The organism is Ulvibacter sp. 2305UL32-6 (assembly GCF_058148545.1).
The window spans coordinates 38546-55576 of the sequence record NZ_JBYVKA010000002.1; the positions used below are offsets into that span (position 1 = coordinate 38546).

A 17031-nucleotide genomic window follows, 5' to 3' on the forward strand; every position below is an offset into this window, starting at 1 on the left:
GTTTCCTAGAATTTTCCTACAATTTACTGACATTTAAACTGTTAAATTTGTTTTTAAACGATTTTATATGTTTATTTACCCCATAACTAGCCCCAAATTCCTACGTTTATGAAAATTATGAAACCAATTATTGCCTTGGCAATATTAACTGCGCTCGCGTCTTGTTCTAAGGAAATTTCAAAGAACGACATGAGTTCAAACTTGACTAGTTCGATCATAATTCCTTTAAAAAATCAGACGCCAAACTTTAACTATGACGAGTCAAAATTTGGAATGTACCACGGTGTGATCGCCTCAGGAACCACTTTATCACGAGGAAAAATCTGGATCAACTTAGGGAACGACTCCAGATATACAGCAACCGTTGAGCTTGTGGATGGAACCCGCATTGATCTAGTAACTGCTTACCAGTTTGAAGAAATGGCATTGTCAACAACATTTTTCCAATTTGTAAGTGATAATGCTAGTTTTAGCTTTGACGTAACTGATTATAACTCACCCATAATTTCTGAATTGGAAATTAACAATGAAGCTCATTTTGCCAAGGTGGTAAAAAGCAGAAGTACAAGTATGGCCAGTTCGGTAACTGCAACCTTTACCGAGACCGAAAATCCGTCATATAGCGGAACATGGAATATGATCGCCGATGGAACCATTGTAAACGCAAACGGACTCAATGGTGATGGTATCACATCTTTAATGATCACTATAAATGGTGAAGTTTTTACAGATGCGACCTTCGACCATTTTGACGCATCAGTCTGTTTCGGAATTTCTAACTTAGTTCCAATACTCAATACGCAAGGTATTCCTAACTATATAGTTAGTAGTTACCAAACCACTGAATTCGACAATGGTGTAGCGAAATGGGGCCTAGGATATGATCCCACTACAGACACCTATATGAACTATCGCACTTGTACTACGGCCACGTCAGGCTATTTTAATTGGATAGACGCTCCTGGAAACGTGCGTAATGGTATAATTACAATTGATTAAGAAAAATAAAATTTAGTTAGTAAGAAAGGCAACCTTATTGGTTGCCTTTTCTTTTAATCTACTTTCTGAAATCGAAGGAGCTCATTTCGCTGAGCGTCATAAAAAATTAACTCTAGATTTTTGATAGAATAGGCCGTTGTAGCCTGTAACGCTTGTGTATACTCTGAAGAAAGGTTCATATCGGGACATGCCATTTTTGTTCCGCCCATCATACCAAAACGTATGATCGATTCATCAACATTGATGATCGTTCCGAAGAGATTGTTACAACCGTCGTTACCTCCAAAGCGCTTTTCAGCAATAAAAATTTCTAGCATCGGGCGTTTATTTCTACCTTCAAGCCGTTCGGGAGTAAGCGCTTTACTATTAATTTCCTTTAAAGCCCAAATATCATGTAAGCGCATCGCAGGATCTGCTTTTTTCTCTAGTACTTCAAGCAGTGTATATTTTTTGGTCGATGCATCGACGGGTAGTTTTTTAGCATCCAAGGTTTCAACTTTAACGCGTAGCAGATAGAAATAACCAGTCTGATAGTCAAACCCTTCAATCGGATTGTATAAATTTTCCCAAGCTCCTGTTTGATCTAAATCGCCCGACTGTATTTGTAGACATTGCATAGGAAGCACGCCTTCGCACGCCACTTTAGTGCTATTGACTTTAATGGTATATATTTTTTCGTTCTTATTACAAGAATTTACCAGCGCAAAAAAGCTTAATAGAATTACGAGTGCTTTCATAAAATTGATTTTAAACAAAAATATAAGCAAACTTCCGAAGCAAAAAGAATTTAGCGATACTTTAATAGATTACTGGAAGAAAGATATTTGTGTAAACTATTAATACTGAATCCAAATTCCACCTAGTTCCCCAATTAACTCATTAATTCATTATCTCAGTAATTCCTTATCTCATTAATTCCTTAACTAATTATCTACTGAACCCTTTGAAAATCAAAAGAAAAAGATTAATTTTGCAACCCTTTTAGCGGCAAATCAAGACTAAAAGGATTATTTAAAATCTAAACATAACCCTTCTGTGGGATCGCCGGACGAGTGTCTCTTGTTACATCACAGAATACAAATCGTTGTTATTAAGCTATTAATAAAGCGAAATGGCAATATTATTTAAACATGGCTGACAAAGCAAAAGACGAAGCAGTAAAAGAAAAAAAAGCTGCAAAACCAAGAAAAAAAACGACTGCTGCAAAAGTAGCAGAAGTTGAAGAAGTAGCGGCTGAAGCGACTCCTGTAGTTTTAACTGAGGAGGAAATTGAAGCTAATGAGGCAGCTGCCTTAAAAGAAAGCAATCCAGATAAATATTTGGCAGACTTTAACTGGCACAACTATCAAGAAGGTATTGACCCAATTGATGACGGAAAGTTAGAAGAGTTTGAAAAACTAGTTGCTGAAAATTTTGTTGACACCTTAGATGATGAAGTTGTTGAAGGTGAAGTTATTCACATTTCAGATCGTGATGCCATTATTGACATCAACGCAAAAAGTGAAGGTGTTATTTCTTTAAACGAATTTCGCTACAACCCAGACCTTAAGGTAGGGGACAAAGTAGAAGTATTAATTGACGTACGTGAAGACAGTACAGGTCAGTTGATCCTTTCTCACAGAAAAGCAAGAACAATCAAAGCATGGGATCGTGTAAACGCTGCTCATGATGAAGGTACTATCGTTAATGGTTATGTAAAATGCAGAACTAAAGGTGGTATGATCGTAGACGTATTTGGTATTGAAGCATTCTTACCAGGTTCACAGATCGATGTTAAGCCAATTCGTGATTACGATATCTACGTTGGAAAAACAATGGAATTCAAAGTGGTTAAAATTAACCATGAATTCAAAAACGTTGTGGTTTCTCACAAAGCGCTTATCGAAGCTGATATCGAAGAGCAGAAAAAAGAGATCATTGGCCAGTTAGAAAAAGGACAAGTATTAGAAGGTGTTGTTAAAAACATTACTTCATACGGTGTGTTCGTTGATCTTGGTGGTGTTGATGGTTTGGTACACATTACAGACCTTTCTTGGTCACGTATCAACCACCCGAATGAGATCGTTGAACTTGATCAAAAATTAAACGTTGTAATCCTTGATTTTGATGAGGACAAAACACGTATCCAATTAGGTCTTAAACAATTAAACGCACACCCATGGGATGCCCTAGGTGATGAGTTGAAAGTAGGTGATAAAGTTGAAGGTAAAGTTGTTGTGATCGCAGATTACGGTGCATTTATTGAAGTTGCCGAAGGTGTTGAAGGACTTATCCACGTTAGCGAAATGTCATGGTCTACACACTTACGTAGCGCACAAGATTTTGTAAATGTTGGTGATAAAGTAAATGCTCAAATCCTAACATTAGACCGTGAAGAACGTAAAATGTCATTAGGTATTAAGCAATTAACGCCAGATCCATGGACTGATATTACAACCAAATACCCTGTAGGCTCTAAGCACTCTGGTATTGTTCGTAATTTCACAAACTTTGGTGTATTCGTAGAACTAGAAGAAGGAATCGATGGTCTTATTTATATCAGCGATCTTTCTTGGACCAAGAAGATCAAGCATCCTAGTGAGTTTACCAATATTGGTGACACTCTTGATGTGATCGTGTTAGAATTAGATGTTGACGGACGTAAATTAAGTTTAGGTCACAAACAAACTACAGATAACCCTTGGGATAAATACGAAGACGAATTTGCTGTTGGAACTAAGCACACAGCTGCTATCGATGAGATGGTAGACAAAGGCGCGGTGATCAACTTTAATGATGATATCACAGCATTCGTTCCAAAACGTCACTTAGAAAAAGAAGACGGCACCGATGTGAGCAAAGGTGAAGAAGCAGAATTCCAAATTATTGAATTCAACAAAGAATTCAAGAAAGTGGTTGCTTCACACATGGTGATTCACAAGGAAGAAGAAGCGAAAATTGTTAAAACGCAAGCTAAAAAAGCTGCAAAACAAGCAGACGAAGCAAAACCAACTTTAGGTGATGCCAACTCAGCGCTTCAAGCATTGAAAGACAAAATGGACGGGAAAAGTTAATCCAATTCATTTTATATAATAAGAAGCCCCTTCAGCAATGAAGGGGCTTTTTTTATACTAACTATTTTTCACATAATCGATACTTGAGAACCCATACTCCATATTCCATAGTCCATTCTCCATATTCCAAATTTAACCCCCTGCGTCATCTCTATACCAAGCAACTGCTAATCATTGATCTCTTTTGGGCGTTACCCAGACATTCGCTAGCGCTCGGTCTACGTCGGGCTTTCGGTATTACACGGTAATTTACCTCAATCCCTAACGCGAACTCTCCATAAAAGATACCATAGCAGCCACCGGTAATTACTGTCTATAAAAACAAAGCAGCCTCAAATATCAACTTTTTCAACAAAAACCCTTAAATTTGCTACCTGAATAGTAATTCAGAAATCTTCTATGAGTCAAAAAGTGCTTTTAAACGCAACCGAAGTACATATAGCGCTTCACCGTTTGACTTGTCAATTAATTGAAAATCACGATACTTTTAGCAATACCGTTCTTGTAGGCATTCAGCCACGAGGCGTATTTTTGGCCGAACGCCTTAAAAAGATGCTAGAGCAGGAGTATAAGATCAAAAACGTCCAATTAGGTTACTTAGACATCACTTTTTATCGCGACGACTTTAGACGAAGCGACAAACCCCTTGAAGCCAATAAAACCAACATTAATTTTATGGTTGAAGATAAAAAAGTGGTCTTTATAGACGATGTGCTGTACACTGGGCGTAGTATTCGAAGTGCCTTAACCGCCATTCAATCATTTGGCCGGCCACTGGAAATAGAATTATTAACACTAATTGATAGACGCTTTAGTAGACATCTCCCCATTCAACCCGACTACCGCGGAAGACAAGTAGATGCCATAGGCGACGAAAAAGTAAAGGTTTGCTGGAAAGAAAATGATGGAGAAGATGCAGTTTATTTAATAAATAATTAGCGCATTTAAAGGCGCTAAACTTTAAGTTATATGCAATAGGCAGCTTAAAGTTTAAATCCCAATGCCTATTGCGTTTTTGAACAACAACAAATGAAAGAATTAAGTGTAAACCACTTATTGGGAATAAAATACATTACCGAAGATGATATTCAACTGATCTTCGAAACGGCCGATCATTTTAAAGAAGTGATCAACAGACCGATAAAAAAAGTTCCTTCTTTGCGCGATATTACCATTGCAAACTTATTTTTCGAAAACAGCACGCGAACCAGACTATCGTTCGAACTAGCAGAAAAAAGACTTTCAGCCGATGTAATAAACTTTTCAGCTGCATCCTCCTCGGTTAAAAAAGGAGAGACGCTTATCGATACGGTAAACAATATCCTATCCATGAAAGTTGATATGGTAGTGATGCGGCATCCAAATCCGGGTGCAGGCGTATTCCTGTCGAAACACGTTAATGCAAGTATTGTAAATGCGGGTGATGGTGCGCATGAGCATCCCACTCAAGCTTTATTAGACGCGTACTCCATACGTGAAAGCCTTGGAGATGTGGCAGGAAAAAAGGTGGTTATTGTAGGGGATGTATTACACTCAAGAGTCGCTTTATCCAATATTTTCGCGCTACAAAAGCTTGGAGCATCTGTTAAAGTTTGCGGACCTAAAACACTTATTCCGAAGTATATAGAAAATTTAAATGTTCAGTACGAACCAAGCCTGTATAAAGCACTAGCGTGGTGCGATGTAGCCAATATGTTACGAGTACAAAACGAACGAATGGACATCAGTTATTTTCCATCAACACGCGAATACACACAGCAATATGGGGTAAATAAAGCGCTCTTAGATTCGCTTAAAAAAGAAATTATTATCATGCACCCTGGCCCTATCAATCGCGGTGTGGAAATAACTAGTGATGTTGCCGACAGCAAACAAGCAATTATCTTAGATCAAGTACAGAACGGTGTTGCCGTTCGGATGGCAGTTTTATACTTACTCGCCTCAAAAATTCAACACAATGAAAGTAACTAAAAAAGACACCTATACCATACTTGCCGACGAAAGGGATGATGTGACTCATTTTGCAGCTTTTCTTGAAGGAATTGTGCCCCGAGAATTCGAAACGAGCAACTTGGTCATCGATCTTTTAAAATATACAAATCTCACTTTACCTGAATTATTACATTTTTTAAAATTATCTATGTATCACAGAGCGTCAAAACACTCTTTTGTTATTGTAAACACTGCAATAGATATAGATGACATTCCAATGGAAATGGTTGTTGTTCCTACATTGCAAGAAGCTGGCGATATTGTGGAAATGGAAGAAATAGAACGTGATCTAGGGTTTTGAACATAGTACAAAAACCGCTATAGGTAATTGGCATTATGCCTTATGCAAGGAAAAGCGTAGAGCCTAAAACTTTTGGCTTAGGGCAAATTTTCAAAGATTTTTTTTATGAAACTCACCATTCTAGGTTGTCACTCTGCAACGCCCCGCTGGGACGCAAATCCAACAGCGCAATTGCTAGAAGTGAAAGGGCATATGTTTCTTATTGATTGTGCTGAAGGCACACAGGTACAGCTTCGAAAGTACAAAGTAAAATTCTCTCGAATTAAACACGTCTTTATTTCACATTTACACGGGGATCATTTTTTCGGACTCGTCGGACTTATCTCTACTTTCCGATTACTCGGGAGAGAGGCAGACCTTCATGTTTACGGACCTAAGGGCATTAAAGAAGCTATTACACTTCAATTAAAACTCGGAAAAAGCTGGACCAATTATAATCTCTTTTTTCATGAGCTAGATAGTGATAAACCCCAACTTCTGTTTGATGATGATAAAGTTTCTGTCACAACCATCCCTTTAAACCACAGGGTTTACACCAACGGATTTCTTTTTCTGGAAAAACCCAACGAACGAACACTCAATATTGAAGCGGTTAAAGCTGCCAATGTAAGCATGAGTTATTACAGCAAGATCAAACAAGGTTATGATGTAATTAATGAAGACGGTGTTCTTATAGACAATAAGAGCATTACTATAGATCCGCCAAAACCAAAGAGCTATGCTTTTTGTAGTGACACCGCTTATTTCCCTCAAATTATTCAGCAGATATATGGAGTTACTACACTTTACCATGAAGCCACTTTTTTAGAACAACATCACGATCTTGCTGAAAAAACAAAACACAGTACGGCGAAAGAAGCCGCTATGATCGCAAAGGAAGCGGCTGTTAAGCAGTTGATACTTGGGCATTATTCTGGACGATACCCAAGTACACAGGTCTTTAAAAAGGAGGCACAAACCGTTTTTGACAGAGTGTCTCTTGCGGAAGACGGAAAGATCTTCGAATTATAGCTTAAATTAATAAGTTGTACCGAAGAATTGTCTAATTGTTGTCGTCTAACTTTTTTATAAGATTTTTACCGAATAATCCTTTGAAGCTATTCTAGGTCTGCCAATGAATTTCCAAACGCTTTATGAAAACAATAAAAACCTGGTCTTTAACTTGGCACTTCAATATGTTCAAAACACAGAAGATGCCGAAGAGGTAACGCAAGATGTTTTTATGAAGGTCTATAAAAAGAAAGATACTTTTCAGAAAAGATCAACTGCAACAACATGGATTTACCGTATCACGATCAACACCGCATTAGATTATGTAAAAGCTCGCAACCGCAAGAAGCGTAAAGCCTTTGTCTATGCAGTACGAATGGACGATGAAAGCAAAGGATTTGATATGGGACATTTTGATCATCCGGGAGTTGCACTCGAACAGAAAGAATCAATAGCCGGCATCTTTAAAGGAATCAATGAGCTTTCGGAAAATCAAAAAACCGCAGTTATATTATTGAAAATAGAACAACTCCCTATCTCTGAAGTTGCAGAGATTTTAAATATTAGTGAAAAAGCCACCGAGTCGCTTTTTCAGCGTGCTAAAACAAATTTGAAAAAAATATTACAACAAAACGAAGAAGCTGTATGAAAGTATCGTCAAATAATCAGATGGACAAACAGTTAAACATATTGCAAAATATTACGAGAGTAGAAGCTCCTGCTCATCTTTATCATGCAATCATGGAAAAGGTAAAAGAACAGGATCTAGTTTCTTGGCACTGGGTACGAGGTCTTGCTGCGGCTTTCCTTTGCCTAGTTGCTGTAGAATGTTATGTCTTGTTTAGTGGAACTTCAGTTGAAGAGACCGTTCAAACAGAAGAACTAATGGCTATGACAGATAATTTCTTGTATCATGAATAGATCTAAGTTATATATCGTAATTATTATTGCGCTTTTGATTTCAAACGCAATTCTTATTGGTTTTATGATTTTTCCGAAGGAAAAAAACAGACGGGGAGATAGAACTCATAATGTTAAAGAAAAGATCGTTCAAAAGCTGGAATTGGACGAAAATCAAGTAGCTGCTTTTGAAAAACTTATAGAGAAGCATCGAGAAGATATCAATAAAACGGATGAAGAGATCATGAGGTCTAAACGATTGCTATTTAAGCAATTACAAGAAGATAATCAGCATGCTCCAGATTCGATTCTTCAACAAATAGCCTCATTTCAACAGCAAGCTGAGCGCATTAAGTTTAATCACCTTAAGGAGATCAAGAATTTGTGTACTCCTGAACAACAAGATAATTTTAAAGCCTTAATGGACGAACTCGGGGATATTATCCAAAAGAATCGTCGTAGGAAAAAATAAATTTTCATTTTATTTGGTTAGTTTTTTTTAACGGGTTCAGAAGCATTAGTTTCTGGATCCGTTCTGTTTTCACTTCATTATCAATTTAACCCAAACTTAACGTATGTTGTATTTCCAAGGATGATACAATCTTTGTAACTTGCATATACAATCAAGTAAAGTCATTTACTTCAGTTAAAAAAACAGCTATTGAATAACTTACACGATCATCGAAAATCATACGAAAAGAGCGAACTAACCATAGCAGGCTTGGATCCAAATCCGATGCAACAATTTCACAGTTGGTTTTATGATGTAAAGAATGATGCGGGCCTAGACGAACCTAACGCCATGACATTAACTACCGCGGGAAACGGTTTTCCAAGAGGCCGGGTAGTGCTATTAAAAAAGTACGATGAGTATGGCTTTTATTTTTATTCGAACTACAAAAGTGAGAAGGGGCAAGCTATTTCAGAGAATAACAAGGTTTGTCTTTCATTTTTTTGGCCTTCATTAGAGCGACAGATCATTATTCAAGGGATCGCCGAAAAAACTTCCGAAGAAAACAGCACTAATTACTTCCATTCACGTCCAAAAGGAAGCCAGTTAGGCGCTTTAGTTTCAGATCAAAGCGAACCTATTGAGAGTAGAGAACTTTTACAAGAACGTTTAAAAGCGCTTGAAGAGAAATATGCTAATAAGGAAGTACCAAAACCAAAAAATTGGGGTGGTTACTTGGTAAGACCTATGATTTTTGAATTTTGGCAGGGAAGACCGAATAGATTACATGATCGAATACAATATGTTTGGAAGGATAATGACTGGCAATTAAGACGCGTTCAACCCTAAGAAATCAATCCAAAACCAAAAGAAACAAAATATTTTTAGGAAATAGATTTACACAAACTTAACTATACGAAATGAAAACACTATATATGGTGCGTCACGCAAAATCTTCATGGAAGCATGATGTTATTGATCACGGTCGTCCACTTAAGAAAAGAGGACACAATGATGCCAAGTTAGTTTCGCAAACTATTGCAAGTGAAATAGCAGCACCTCAAAAAATAATTAGTAGCGATGCAGTTAGAGCCCTAACCACTGCGCACTACTTTCAAGATGCTTTTAAGCTCGCTGACGAACACTTTAGCACAGATCATAGTCTATACGACTTCAGTGGGCAAAATGCAATGTCGGTTATTACAAGCTTAAATGACGCTATAGATTGCGTGATGATCGTTGGTCATAATCATGCGTTTACATCAATTGCAAATATGCTAGGAAACAAGTATATTGAAAATGTACCAACCTCTGGATTTATTATGCTTGAATTTGATGAAAATTCGTGGGCAAATGTGACTACTGGGCGTACTGTAAAAACTCTTTTTCCGAAACATCTTAAATAAATGACGCAAGACACCGCTACAACCCCACATACTGAAAACAGATACTATAACCGAGAACTAAGCTGGTTAAAGTTTAATGCGCGCGTCTTACAAGAAGCCGAAGACGAAACGGTTCCGTTAATTGAACGACTTCGGTTTATCGGGATTTTTTCAAACAATTTAGATGAGTACTTCAAAGTTCGATATGCCACGATCAAACGAATTGCTGAGGCAGGTAAAGGCGGAAGAAGCTTTTTAGGAGGTAGTACTGCAAATGTGCTGTTAGATAAAATAACGCAAACAGTTATTAAACAACAGTCAACTAGTTTGCGAATCTTAAGCGCTATTGAAAAAAAATTGGCCAAGCAAGATATCTATATGATCGATGAAACAGAGGTTTCAGAGAGCCAGGGAAAATATATATCAGATTATTTTATTCGGAAGGTGAGCCCGGCATTGGTCACGATCATGATCGGTGAATTAGAACGTTTTCCATCTTTAAAAGACAGTGCTGCCTATTTGGCCGTAAAGATGATCATGTCACAAGATGACGACACCTTCGAAGAAAAGAAAAATTACGCACTCATTGAAATTCCAAAATCGATCGATCGATTTATAGAACTTCCAAAGGATGGGGAAAAACGCTATATCATTATTCTCGACGATCTTATAAGATACTGTCTACATAACTTGTTCAGCATTTTTAAATACACAAGTATTACGGCGCATATGATCAAAATTACACGTGATGCCGAGCTAGATATTGACAGTGATTTAAGTAGAAGTTTTATTGATAAGATCTCCAAAAGTGTTAAAAACAGAAGCGTAGGAGACCCCGTGCGTTTTGTGTATGACAAGAGCATCGATAAAGGTACACTCAAGTATCTTATGAATAAGATGGGAATTGATAATACAGACAGTATTATTCCTGGCGGACGATATCACAACCGAAGAGACTATATGAAATTTCCTAGTCTAGGGCGTACTGATCTTTTATATAAGAAGATCGACGGACTCCCAATTCCGGGTTTAAGCCTTGAAGGAAGCCTTATCGATAAAGTGGCTACCAAAGATTATCTGCTCTATGCCCCATATCAAACGTTTTCATACGTAGTGAAATTTCTAAGAGAAGCAGCCTTAGATCCTAAAGTAAGTGCAATCAAAATTACGATCTATCGTCTTGCGGAAGTTTCTCACATTGCGAGCTCCTTGATAAACGCTGCAAAAAATGGTAAAGAGGTAACTGTTCAAATTGAATTGCAAGCTCGTTTTGACGAAGAAGCCAATATTCAATATGCAGAGCAGATGCAAAGTGAGGGAGTTAAGCTTATTTTTGGCGTTTCCGGACTCAAAGTACACTGTAAGGCCTGTATCATTGAACGTGTAGAAAACAAAAAAATACGGCGATATGCCTTTGTAAGCACGGGAAATTTTAACGAGTTTACGGCAACCATTTACACAGACTATACCTTGTTTACAGCAAATAAGAAAATTTGTAAAGAGATCAACAAAGTATTCGATTTCTTTGAGGTAAACTATAAGATCAAAAAGTACAATCACCTTATTGTATCACCGCATTATACGCGAAATGTGCTTTATTCTTTGATCGAAGCTGAGATTGATAATCACAAAATGGGATTGCCCAGTGGAATTCGCCTAAAGTTAAACAGCTTATCTGATTATGGGATGGTTGACGCACTTTATGAGGCGAGTAGAGCAGGAGTGAAAATTCAGCTTATTATTCGAGGAATTTGTTGCTTAATTCCCGGTGTGGAAGGGATGAGCGAAAATATTGAAGTGATAAGTATTGTCGATAAATTTTTAGAACATCCTCGTTTATATCTCTTCGGAAATAATGGAAACACCAAAGTATACATTTCTTCTGCCGATTTTATGGGCCGTAATCTTGATAATAGAGTTGAAATCTCTTGTCCAATCTACGACCCAGAGATCAAAAAAGAGATCATAGACACGTTTAATATTAGTTGGAGCGATAATGTTAAGGCCCGTGTTATTTCAGAGAAACAAGATAATGCCTATAGAAAGAATAATTTACCAAAAGTTCGTTCGCAATTCAAACTATACGAGTATTACCAAAACAAACTAAAACAATAATTTGTTAAAAATAGATAAATACGGCGCAGTAGATATTGGCTCAAATGCCATTCGACTTCTTATTGCATCAGTCATTGAGCAAGAGGGAAAACCTACAATATTTAAAAAAACATCTTTAGTACGAGTGCCTATTCGATTGGGTTCCGATGTTTTTCTTAATGGTGCCATTTCCGAAGAAAACGAAAAACGAATGTTAGACGCTATGCTTGCGTTTACCTTATTGATAAAAACTCACAACGTAACCAAGTTTAGAGCCTGCGCTACGTCGGCCATGCGGGAAGCTTCCAATGGAATCGCTATCGCCAAACGAGTAAAAAAAGAAACTGGTCTAAACATTGAGATCATTGACGGAAACGATGAAGCTGCTATTATAGCTTCAACCGACCTAACATCACTTATTCAAGACAATAAAGTTTTTCTTTATGTGGATGTTGGAGGTGGAAGTACAGAATTTACAGTTTTTGCGAACGGAAAAACGGTTACCTCACGATCATTCAAGTTAGGAACAGTACGCTTGCTTAAAGATATCGTTGAAAAAGATATGTGGGAAACCGTAAAAGCCTGGATCAAGGAAAACACCTTTTCTTACAACAAAATTGAACTAATTGGTTCTGGTGGAAACATCAATCACGTGTATAAAATGAGCGCGGTAAAGCTTGGTCGCCCGTTAAGTTATTTTTATCTCGCTAATTACTACGAGAATATCCAAAACATGACCTATGAAGAGCGCATAACCGATTTGGGCATGAACCCAGACCGTGCCGATGTGATTGTTCCTGCTATCCGCATTTATTTGTCGGCTATGAAATGGAGCAAAGCAAAAAATGTTTTTGTGCCAAAGATCGGTTTAGCCGATGGGATCATTAAGAGTTTGTACAGCGAAAACGCTGAACTTGTTTAAGCTAGGCATTACAAGGTCTTTAAGCTGTTTGATATTTCGATCATTTCTTGAGTTACTTGATTTACACCTATTACACCTCCAGAAAATCCTGAAGTAGCGCGCAATACTCTAACACCTACTTCTCCGTCACTCAACGTATCAACCATCACTTTAAATTTGAAATATTTTACAAACGCACCAAATAAAATCCGCTTGGTTCGATCACCTTTTTCATAAGTGCCATTGCCTACTTCGCCATCAAGACGTTTATATTTTCTAAACAAGAGAATTTCATCAATTTGCGGCAAAAGAGTTTCTCTTGTAATACTTGAAAAACGCAATGACAGCATCTCTTTGGTAGTTCCGTCGTCTTTTATAAAATGTGACATAATTTCGACCGTTAAGTTAAATATCGTTTAATAATGTTGACCTATGATATGCAATTAGCCATGAATTGTCTCTTGTGTTCCTAAATTCTTCATTACTTCAGCTTCAAATGTCAGTAACTCCTGCCATTTTTCATCCACAACGGCTCTTTCTCCATATTCTCGGGCAAATCTTAAAAACATGGTATAATGATTAGCTTCGCTAACCATTAGCTTATGATAGAATTCAGAGAGTTCTTTGTCTTCCAGCTCTTCACTTAATAAACGGAAACGTTCACAACTTCGGGCCTCTATAAGCGCAGCGTATAATAAGCGATGTACTAATTGTGTGGTTCTGCTTCCTCCTTTGGGAAAAAAGCTTACGATCTGCAGTACATATTCGTCCTTTCTATCGCGACCCATGGTCCAACCACGTTCCAAAATTTTGTCGTGAACCATTTTAAAATGACTGATCTCTTCTTTAACCAATGCCACCATCTCTTGTACGAGCTCACTGTATTCGGGAAAAGAAACTATCAATGAAATAGCAGTTGAAGCTGCTTTTTGCTCACAATAGGCGTGATCGGTCAAAATTTCTTTAATATTTTTTTCTACAATATTTACCCAGCGAGGGTCTGTTGGTAGTTTTAATCCTAGCATGATTATCGTTCAGGGTTATAAATATGTACTTTGTTAGAATCACCTTTAAAAATTTCTCTTACTTTTTTGGTTTGCAAAAAGAAGATCAGTCCGGTTAACGGAAGTGCACACACCAATATAGCAATGATTGCCGATGCTACCAGCCCCTTTGAATCAAAAAACTGACTCCAGGAAATTATTTGAAACCAAAAAACGATGACAATAATAATCAAGATCCCCGAAAACCAAATTAGGAACAATCGCGCCCAGTTTTTGCGCTTTAACAGGTTTACTGCGGAAATAAAATAGATACTCCCCAATACCACAAAAATGAGACATAAAATAGAGTAGTGGCTAATAAAGAAATCAAATAAATTGAGTTTTACCTTTCCCGAAACATAGGTTTCCACTTCTTCGCGAAACCCCAGCAAAGCTCCCAATACAGCCGTCATAGAAGACGCAAAGATCACGAATGCCGAAATAAAAACGATACTCTTTCCTATATTCTTAAGTGTAATACTTTTTAACATGTTTACCTTGTTACGCCGCCCTGTGCCAGCTTATGATACTAGAGGTCTAAGTCAAATTCGGTACGTAATGTATCTATTAACGGATTCTTCTCTTTCATTTTTTCAAACTTTTCACGAGCAGTATAAGCATAACGCTTAACAGCAGTTTCATTTACTTCAATGGAGAGATCAATATCGTAATTTTTTAGGCGTTCTCGCAAATAGCCCAACAATTCGTGTTTTGCCCTTTCAACTTCTACCTTGATCGTATTATTTGGAAATTCTAAATGGATCAGGGTACCCTCTAATTTGGGAACTCCCATGGTTAGATGCGATAAAAGGTTAAATCGCCCTTTCTCCTCAACCAATTTTGTAAAATCATTCCAACCCGCAATCATTTCTTCTTCAGTAAAGGTCTCTTTTGGAAGATTTTTTTGGTCTGGGAGTTTTGCGTTTAGTTCTTTTTTAAGCTCCTGCTTTTTTTGAATACTTTTTAAAGAAAGCGCAGAAACCTTAGACGTGTTTCGTTCCGCTAAAATCTGTGGACGCTCAGCAAGTTGGTCGTCCAATACTATATTTGCTTCTATATTTTCTTCGGAAACCGGAGTGGGTGTGACCTCTGGGGTCACAAGCTCTTGTTTGGCTGTAACTACTTCGGTGGGTTGATTGCTCGGTGCCGAAACATTTTGTTGTATAGCTTTCCCTTCCGACGCAGCTTGGGCTGGAGTCGCATTAGAATCTATTGGTTCTTTAGCAGGGGTCTCGCTCGTTACAGTTTCCGAAGCTGGTATTACAGCATCTACGGTCTCTAACGGACTAATAACTGCATTTTTAAAATGGGAGGGAGGCAAAACAAAACGTTTTCCCTTTAAATTAGCGTTTTTTTTTTCGTCGACCGCCGTAAGAGAAGCCAACTGAAGTAAACAAAGTTCAACCAATAACCTTTGATTTCTACTAGTTTTAAATTTGAGATCACAGCTATTCGCGATCTCAATACCTTCAACCAAGAAAGCGACATCGGTTTTTTGTGATTGTTCAAAATATAAGGTTTTAACCTGCTCGCCAACTTCCAGCAAAGCAATGGTCTCTTGGTTTTTACACACCAACAGATCTCTAAAGTGAGAGGCCAAGCCCATGACAAAATGATGACCGTCAAAGCCTTTGGCTAATATAGTATTATACGCTACTAAAACCTGCGGAATGTTATTTTGCAACAAAAGATCAGTTACTTGAAAATAATAGGTATAATCAAGAACGTTCAAGTTTTCGGTAACGGCCTCACGAGTCATCGTCTTCCCAGAAAAGCTAACCACACGATCAAAAATTGAAAGAGCATCTCTTAGGGCGCCATCTGCTTTTTGAGCGATTACGTGTAGGGCGTCGTCTTCGGCTTCTATGCCTTCAGCTTTAGCTACTTCTGCCAAATGTCCTTTAATGTCCTGAACCGTAATTCTCTTAAAGTCAAAAATTTGACAGCGAGAAAGAATAGTAGGTATTATTTTATGTTTTTCAGTAGTGGCTAAAATAAAAATAGCATGTTTTGGAGGCTCTTCTAGCGTCTTTAAGAATGCGTTAAAGGCAGCAGAAGACAGCATATGGACTTCATCAATAATATACACCTTATAAAATCCTACCTGCGGAGGAATACGAACCTGCGCAATTAGATCGCGAATATCATCAACCGAATTATTAGAAGCCGCGTCTAATTCAAATATATTAAAGGCAAAATCTTCGTCGGTTTGCTCAGTACCATCCTGATTTATCTTTTTAGCTAGAATCCGGGCGCAGGTTGTTTTACCAACACCTCTTGGGCCTGTAAAGAGTAATGCTTGCGCTAAGTGATTGTTTTCTATGGCATTCTCGAGAGTATTGGTTATGGCCTGTTGCCCCACAACATCTTTAAAGATGGCTGGGCGGTACTTTCGAGCTGATACTATAAAATGTTCCATAGGTAGAAAACAAATATAATCATGTACACTAAGTTTGCGAAAAATACCAGCCCTCTTTTTACGCTTTTTATTAACATTAAAGTACCTTTGGCAGCAGCAGGCCGCCTTATCGTCACAGACAGCGTTTCGCTCGTCTGTGGAGGAAAGTCCGGGCACCATAGGGAAGTATAGCGGCTAACGGCCGTCGTCACGTCATTGGCGTGATAGGACAAGTGCAGCAGAAAGGATGTACAGGTAATGCTGTAGTGAAATCAGGTAAACTCTATACGGTGAAATGTCACGTAAACCTGTGCTTGAGGGTTCCCGCCCGATGCAGGAGGGTAGGCAGATAGAATGTATTGGTAACAATGCATCCAGATAAATGATAAGGTATCGAATTCGTTTCGATAACAGAACCCGGCTTATAGGCCTGCTTTTTTTTAAAACTTCAGACAGTAATTTTTCTGCCCATTCAATACATTCGTCCATTTCTTTAAAGATCATAAACACGCCAGGATAGAATT

General features: G+C 37.9%; 18 protein-coding genes and 1 other RNA gene. 14 read left to right on the plus strand and 5 right to left on the minus strand.

Going from position 1 to position 17031, the window contains the following annotated elements; all coding sequences use genetic code 11:
- Positions 1–117 precede the first annotated feature (117 nt).
- Positions 118–999, plus strand: a complete 882-nt coding sequence (locus ACY2RU_RS05930; protein ID WP_490137513.1) for a hypothetical protein — start codon at positions 118–120, stop codon at positions 997–999.
- 53 nt (positions 1000–1052) lie between these two features.
- Here the strand turns inward: ACY2RU_RS05930 and ACY2RU_RS05935 are convergent, their stop codons facing one another.
- A complete protein-coding gene (locus tag ACY2RU_RS05935; protein WP_490137514.1) occupies positions 1053–1736 on the minus strand; it encodes a DUF4377 domain-containing protein in 684 nt (227 codons plus the stop codon).
- 393 nt (positions 1737–2129) lie between these two features.
- Here ACY2RU_RS05935 and rpsA point away from each other — a divergent pair, with 393 nt between their 5' ends.
- The 12 genes from rpsA (at position 2130) to ACY2RU_RS05995 (ending at position 13087) form a co-directional block, all read left to right on the plus strand.
- Positions 2130–4052, plus strand: coding sequence for a 30S ribosomal protein S1 (gene rpsA / locus ACY2RU_RS05940; RefSeq protein ID WP_490137515.1), 1923 nt, complete (start codon positions 2130–2132; stop codon positions 4050–4052).
- Between the two features lie 399 nt (positions 4053–4451).
- Positions 4452–4991 (plus strand): bifunctional pyr operon transcriptional regulator/uracil phosphoribosyltransferase PyrR, encoded by a 540-nt coding sequence (gene pyrR, locus ACY2RU_RS05945; protein WP_490137516.1) that lies wholly within the window; start codon positions 4452–4454, stop codon positions 4989–4991.
- Positions 4992–5081: 90 nt separating this feature from the next.
- On the plus strand, positions 5082–6023 hold the full coding sequence (locus tag ACY2RU_RS05950) for an aspartate carbamoyltransferase catalytic subunit (protein WP_490137517.1): 942 nt from the start codon (positions 5082–5084) through the stop codon (positions 6021–6023).
- Positions 6010–6345: a ribonuclease Z gene (locus ACY2RU_RS05955; RefSeq protein ID WP_490137518.1), complete on the plus strand. Its 336-nt coding sequence runs from the start codon at positions 6010–6012 to the stop codon at positions 6343–6345. Before ACY2RU_RS05950 ends, ACY2RU_RS05955 begins: the two co-directional genes overlap by 14 nt.
- A gap of 105 nt (positions 6346–6450) precedes the next feature.
- On the plus strand, positions 6451–7356 hold the full coding sequence (locus ACY2RU_RS05960) for a ribonuclease Z (protein WP_490137519.1): 906 nt from the start codon (positions 6451–6453) through the stop codon (positions 7354–7356).
- 103 nt (positions 7357–7459) lie between these two features.
- Positions 7460–7984 (plus strand): RNA polymerase sigma factor, encoded by a 525-nt coding sequence (locus tag ACY2RU_RS05965; RefSeq protein WP_490137520.1) that lies wholly within the window; start codon positions 7460–7462, stop codon positions 7982–7984.
- Positions 7981–8256, plus strand: a complete 276-nt coding sequence (locus tag ACY2RU_RS05970; RefSeq protein WP_490137521.1) for a hypothetical protein — start codon at positions 7981–7983, stop codon at positions 8254–8256. The genes ACY2RU_RS05965 and ACY2RU_RS05970 overlap by 4 nt, the downstream gene beginning before the upstream one ends.
- Positions 8249–8707 carry a Spy/CpxP family protein refolding chaperone gene (locus tag ACY2RU_RS05975; protein WP_490137522.1) on the plus strand — a complete coding sequence of 153 codons (459 nt, stop codon included), beginning with the start codon at positions 8249–8251 and terminating at the stop codon, positions 8705–8707. Before ACY2RU_RS05970 ends, ACY2RU_RS05975 begins: the two co-directional genes overlap by 8 nt.
- Positions 8708–8896: 189 nt before the next feature.
- The gene (gene pdxH, locus ACY2RU_RS05980) at positions 8897–9535 is read left to right on the plus strand and encodes a pyridoxamine 5'-phosphate oxidase (RefSeq protein ID WP_490137523.1); all 639 of its coding nucleotides are present in this window, start codon (positions 8897–8899) and stop codon (positions 9533–9535) included.
- 71 nt (positions 9536–9606) lie between these two features.
- Positions 9607–10092 (plus strand): SixA phosphatase family protein, encoded by a 486-nt coding sequence (locus ACY2RU_RS05985; RefSeq protein WP_490137524.1) that lies wholly within the window; start codon positions 9607–9609, stop codon positions 10090–10092.
- Entirely contained in the window at positions 10093–12186 is a 2094-nt protein-coding gene (ppk1, locus tag ACY2RU_RS05990) for a polyphosphate kinase 1 (RefSeq protein WP_490137525.1), read from the plus strand.
- Position 12187: 1 nt separating this feature from the next.
- The gene (locus ACY2RU_RS05995) at positions 12188–13087 is read left to right on the plus strand and encodes a Ppx/GppA phosphatase family protein (RefSeq protein WP_490137526.1); all 900 of its coding nucleotides are present in this window, start codon (positions 12188–12190) and stop codon (positions 13085–13087) included.
- Positions 13088–13095: 8 nt separating this feature from the next.
- Here ACY2RU_RS05995 and ACY2RU_RS06000 read toward each other — a convergent pair whose 3' ends face one another.
- The 4 genes from ACY2RU_RS06000 to ACY2RU_RS06015 are packed head-to-tail and all read right to left on the minus strand — an operon-like array spanning position 13096 to position 16528.
- Complete coding sequence (locus tag ACY2RU_RS06000; protein ID WP_490137527.1) at positions 13096–13455, minus strand: hypothetical protein; 360 nt, start codon at positions 13453–13455, stop codon at positions 13096–13098.
- A 54-nt stretch (positions 13456–13509) separates the two neighbouring features.
- Positions 13510–14091 carry a MiaE family protein gene (locus ACY2RU_RS06005; RefSeq protein ID WP_490137528.1) on the minus strand — a complete coding sequence of 194 codons (582 nt, stop codon included), beginning with the start codon at positions 14089–14091 and terminating at the stop codon, positions 13510–13512.
- Between the two features lie 2 nt (positions 14092–14093).
- Positions 14094–14600 (minus strand): hypothetical protein, encoded by a 507-nt coding sequence (locus ACY2RU_RS06010; RefSeq protein ID WP_490137529.1) that lies wholly within the window; start codon positions 14598–14600, stop codon positions 14094–14096.
- 38 nt (positions 14601–14638) lie between these two features.
- A complete protein-coding gene (locus ACY2RU_RS06015) occupies positions 14639–16528 on the minus strand; it encodes a DNA polymerase III subunit gamma/tau (RefSeq protein WP_490137530.1) in 1890 nt (629 codons plus the stop codon).
- A 93-nt stretch (positions 16529–16621) separates the two neighbouring features.
- Here ACY2RU_RS06015 and rnpB point away from each other — a divergent pair.
- Positions 16622–16948, plus strand: an RNA gene (gene rnpB / locus ACY2RU_RS06020) — RNase P RNA component class A.
- Positions 16949–17031 lie beyond the last annotated feature (83 nt).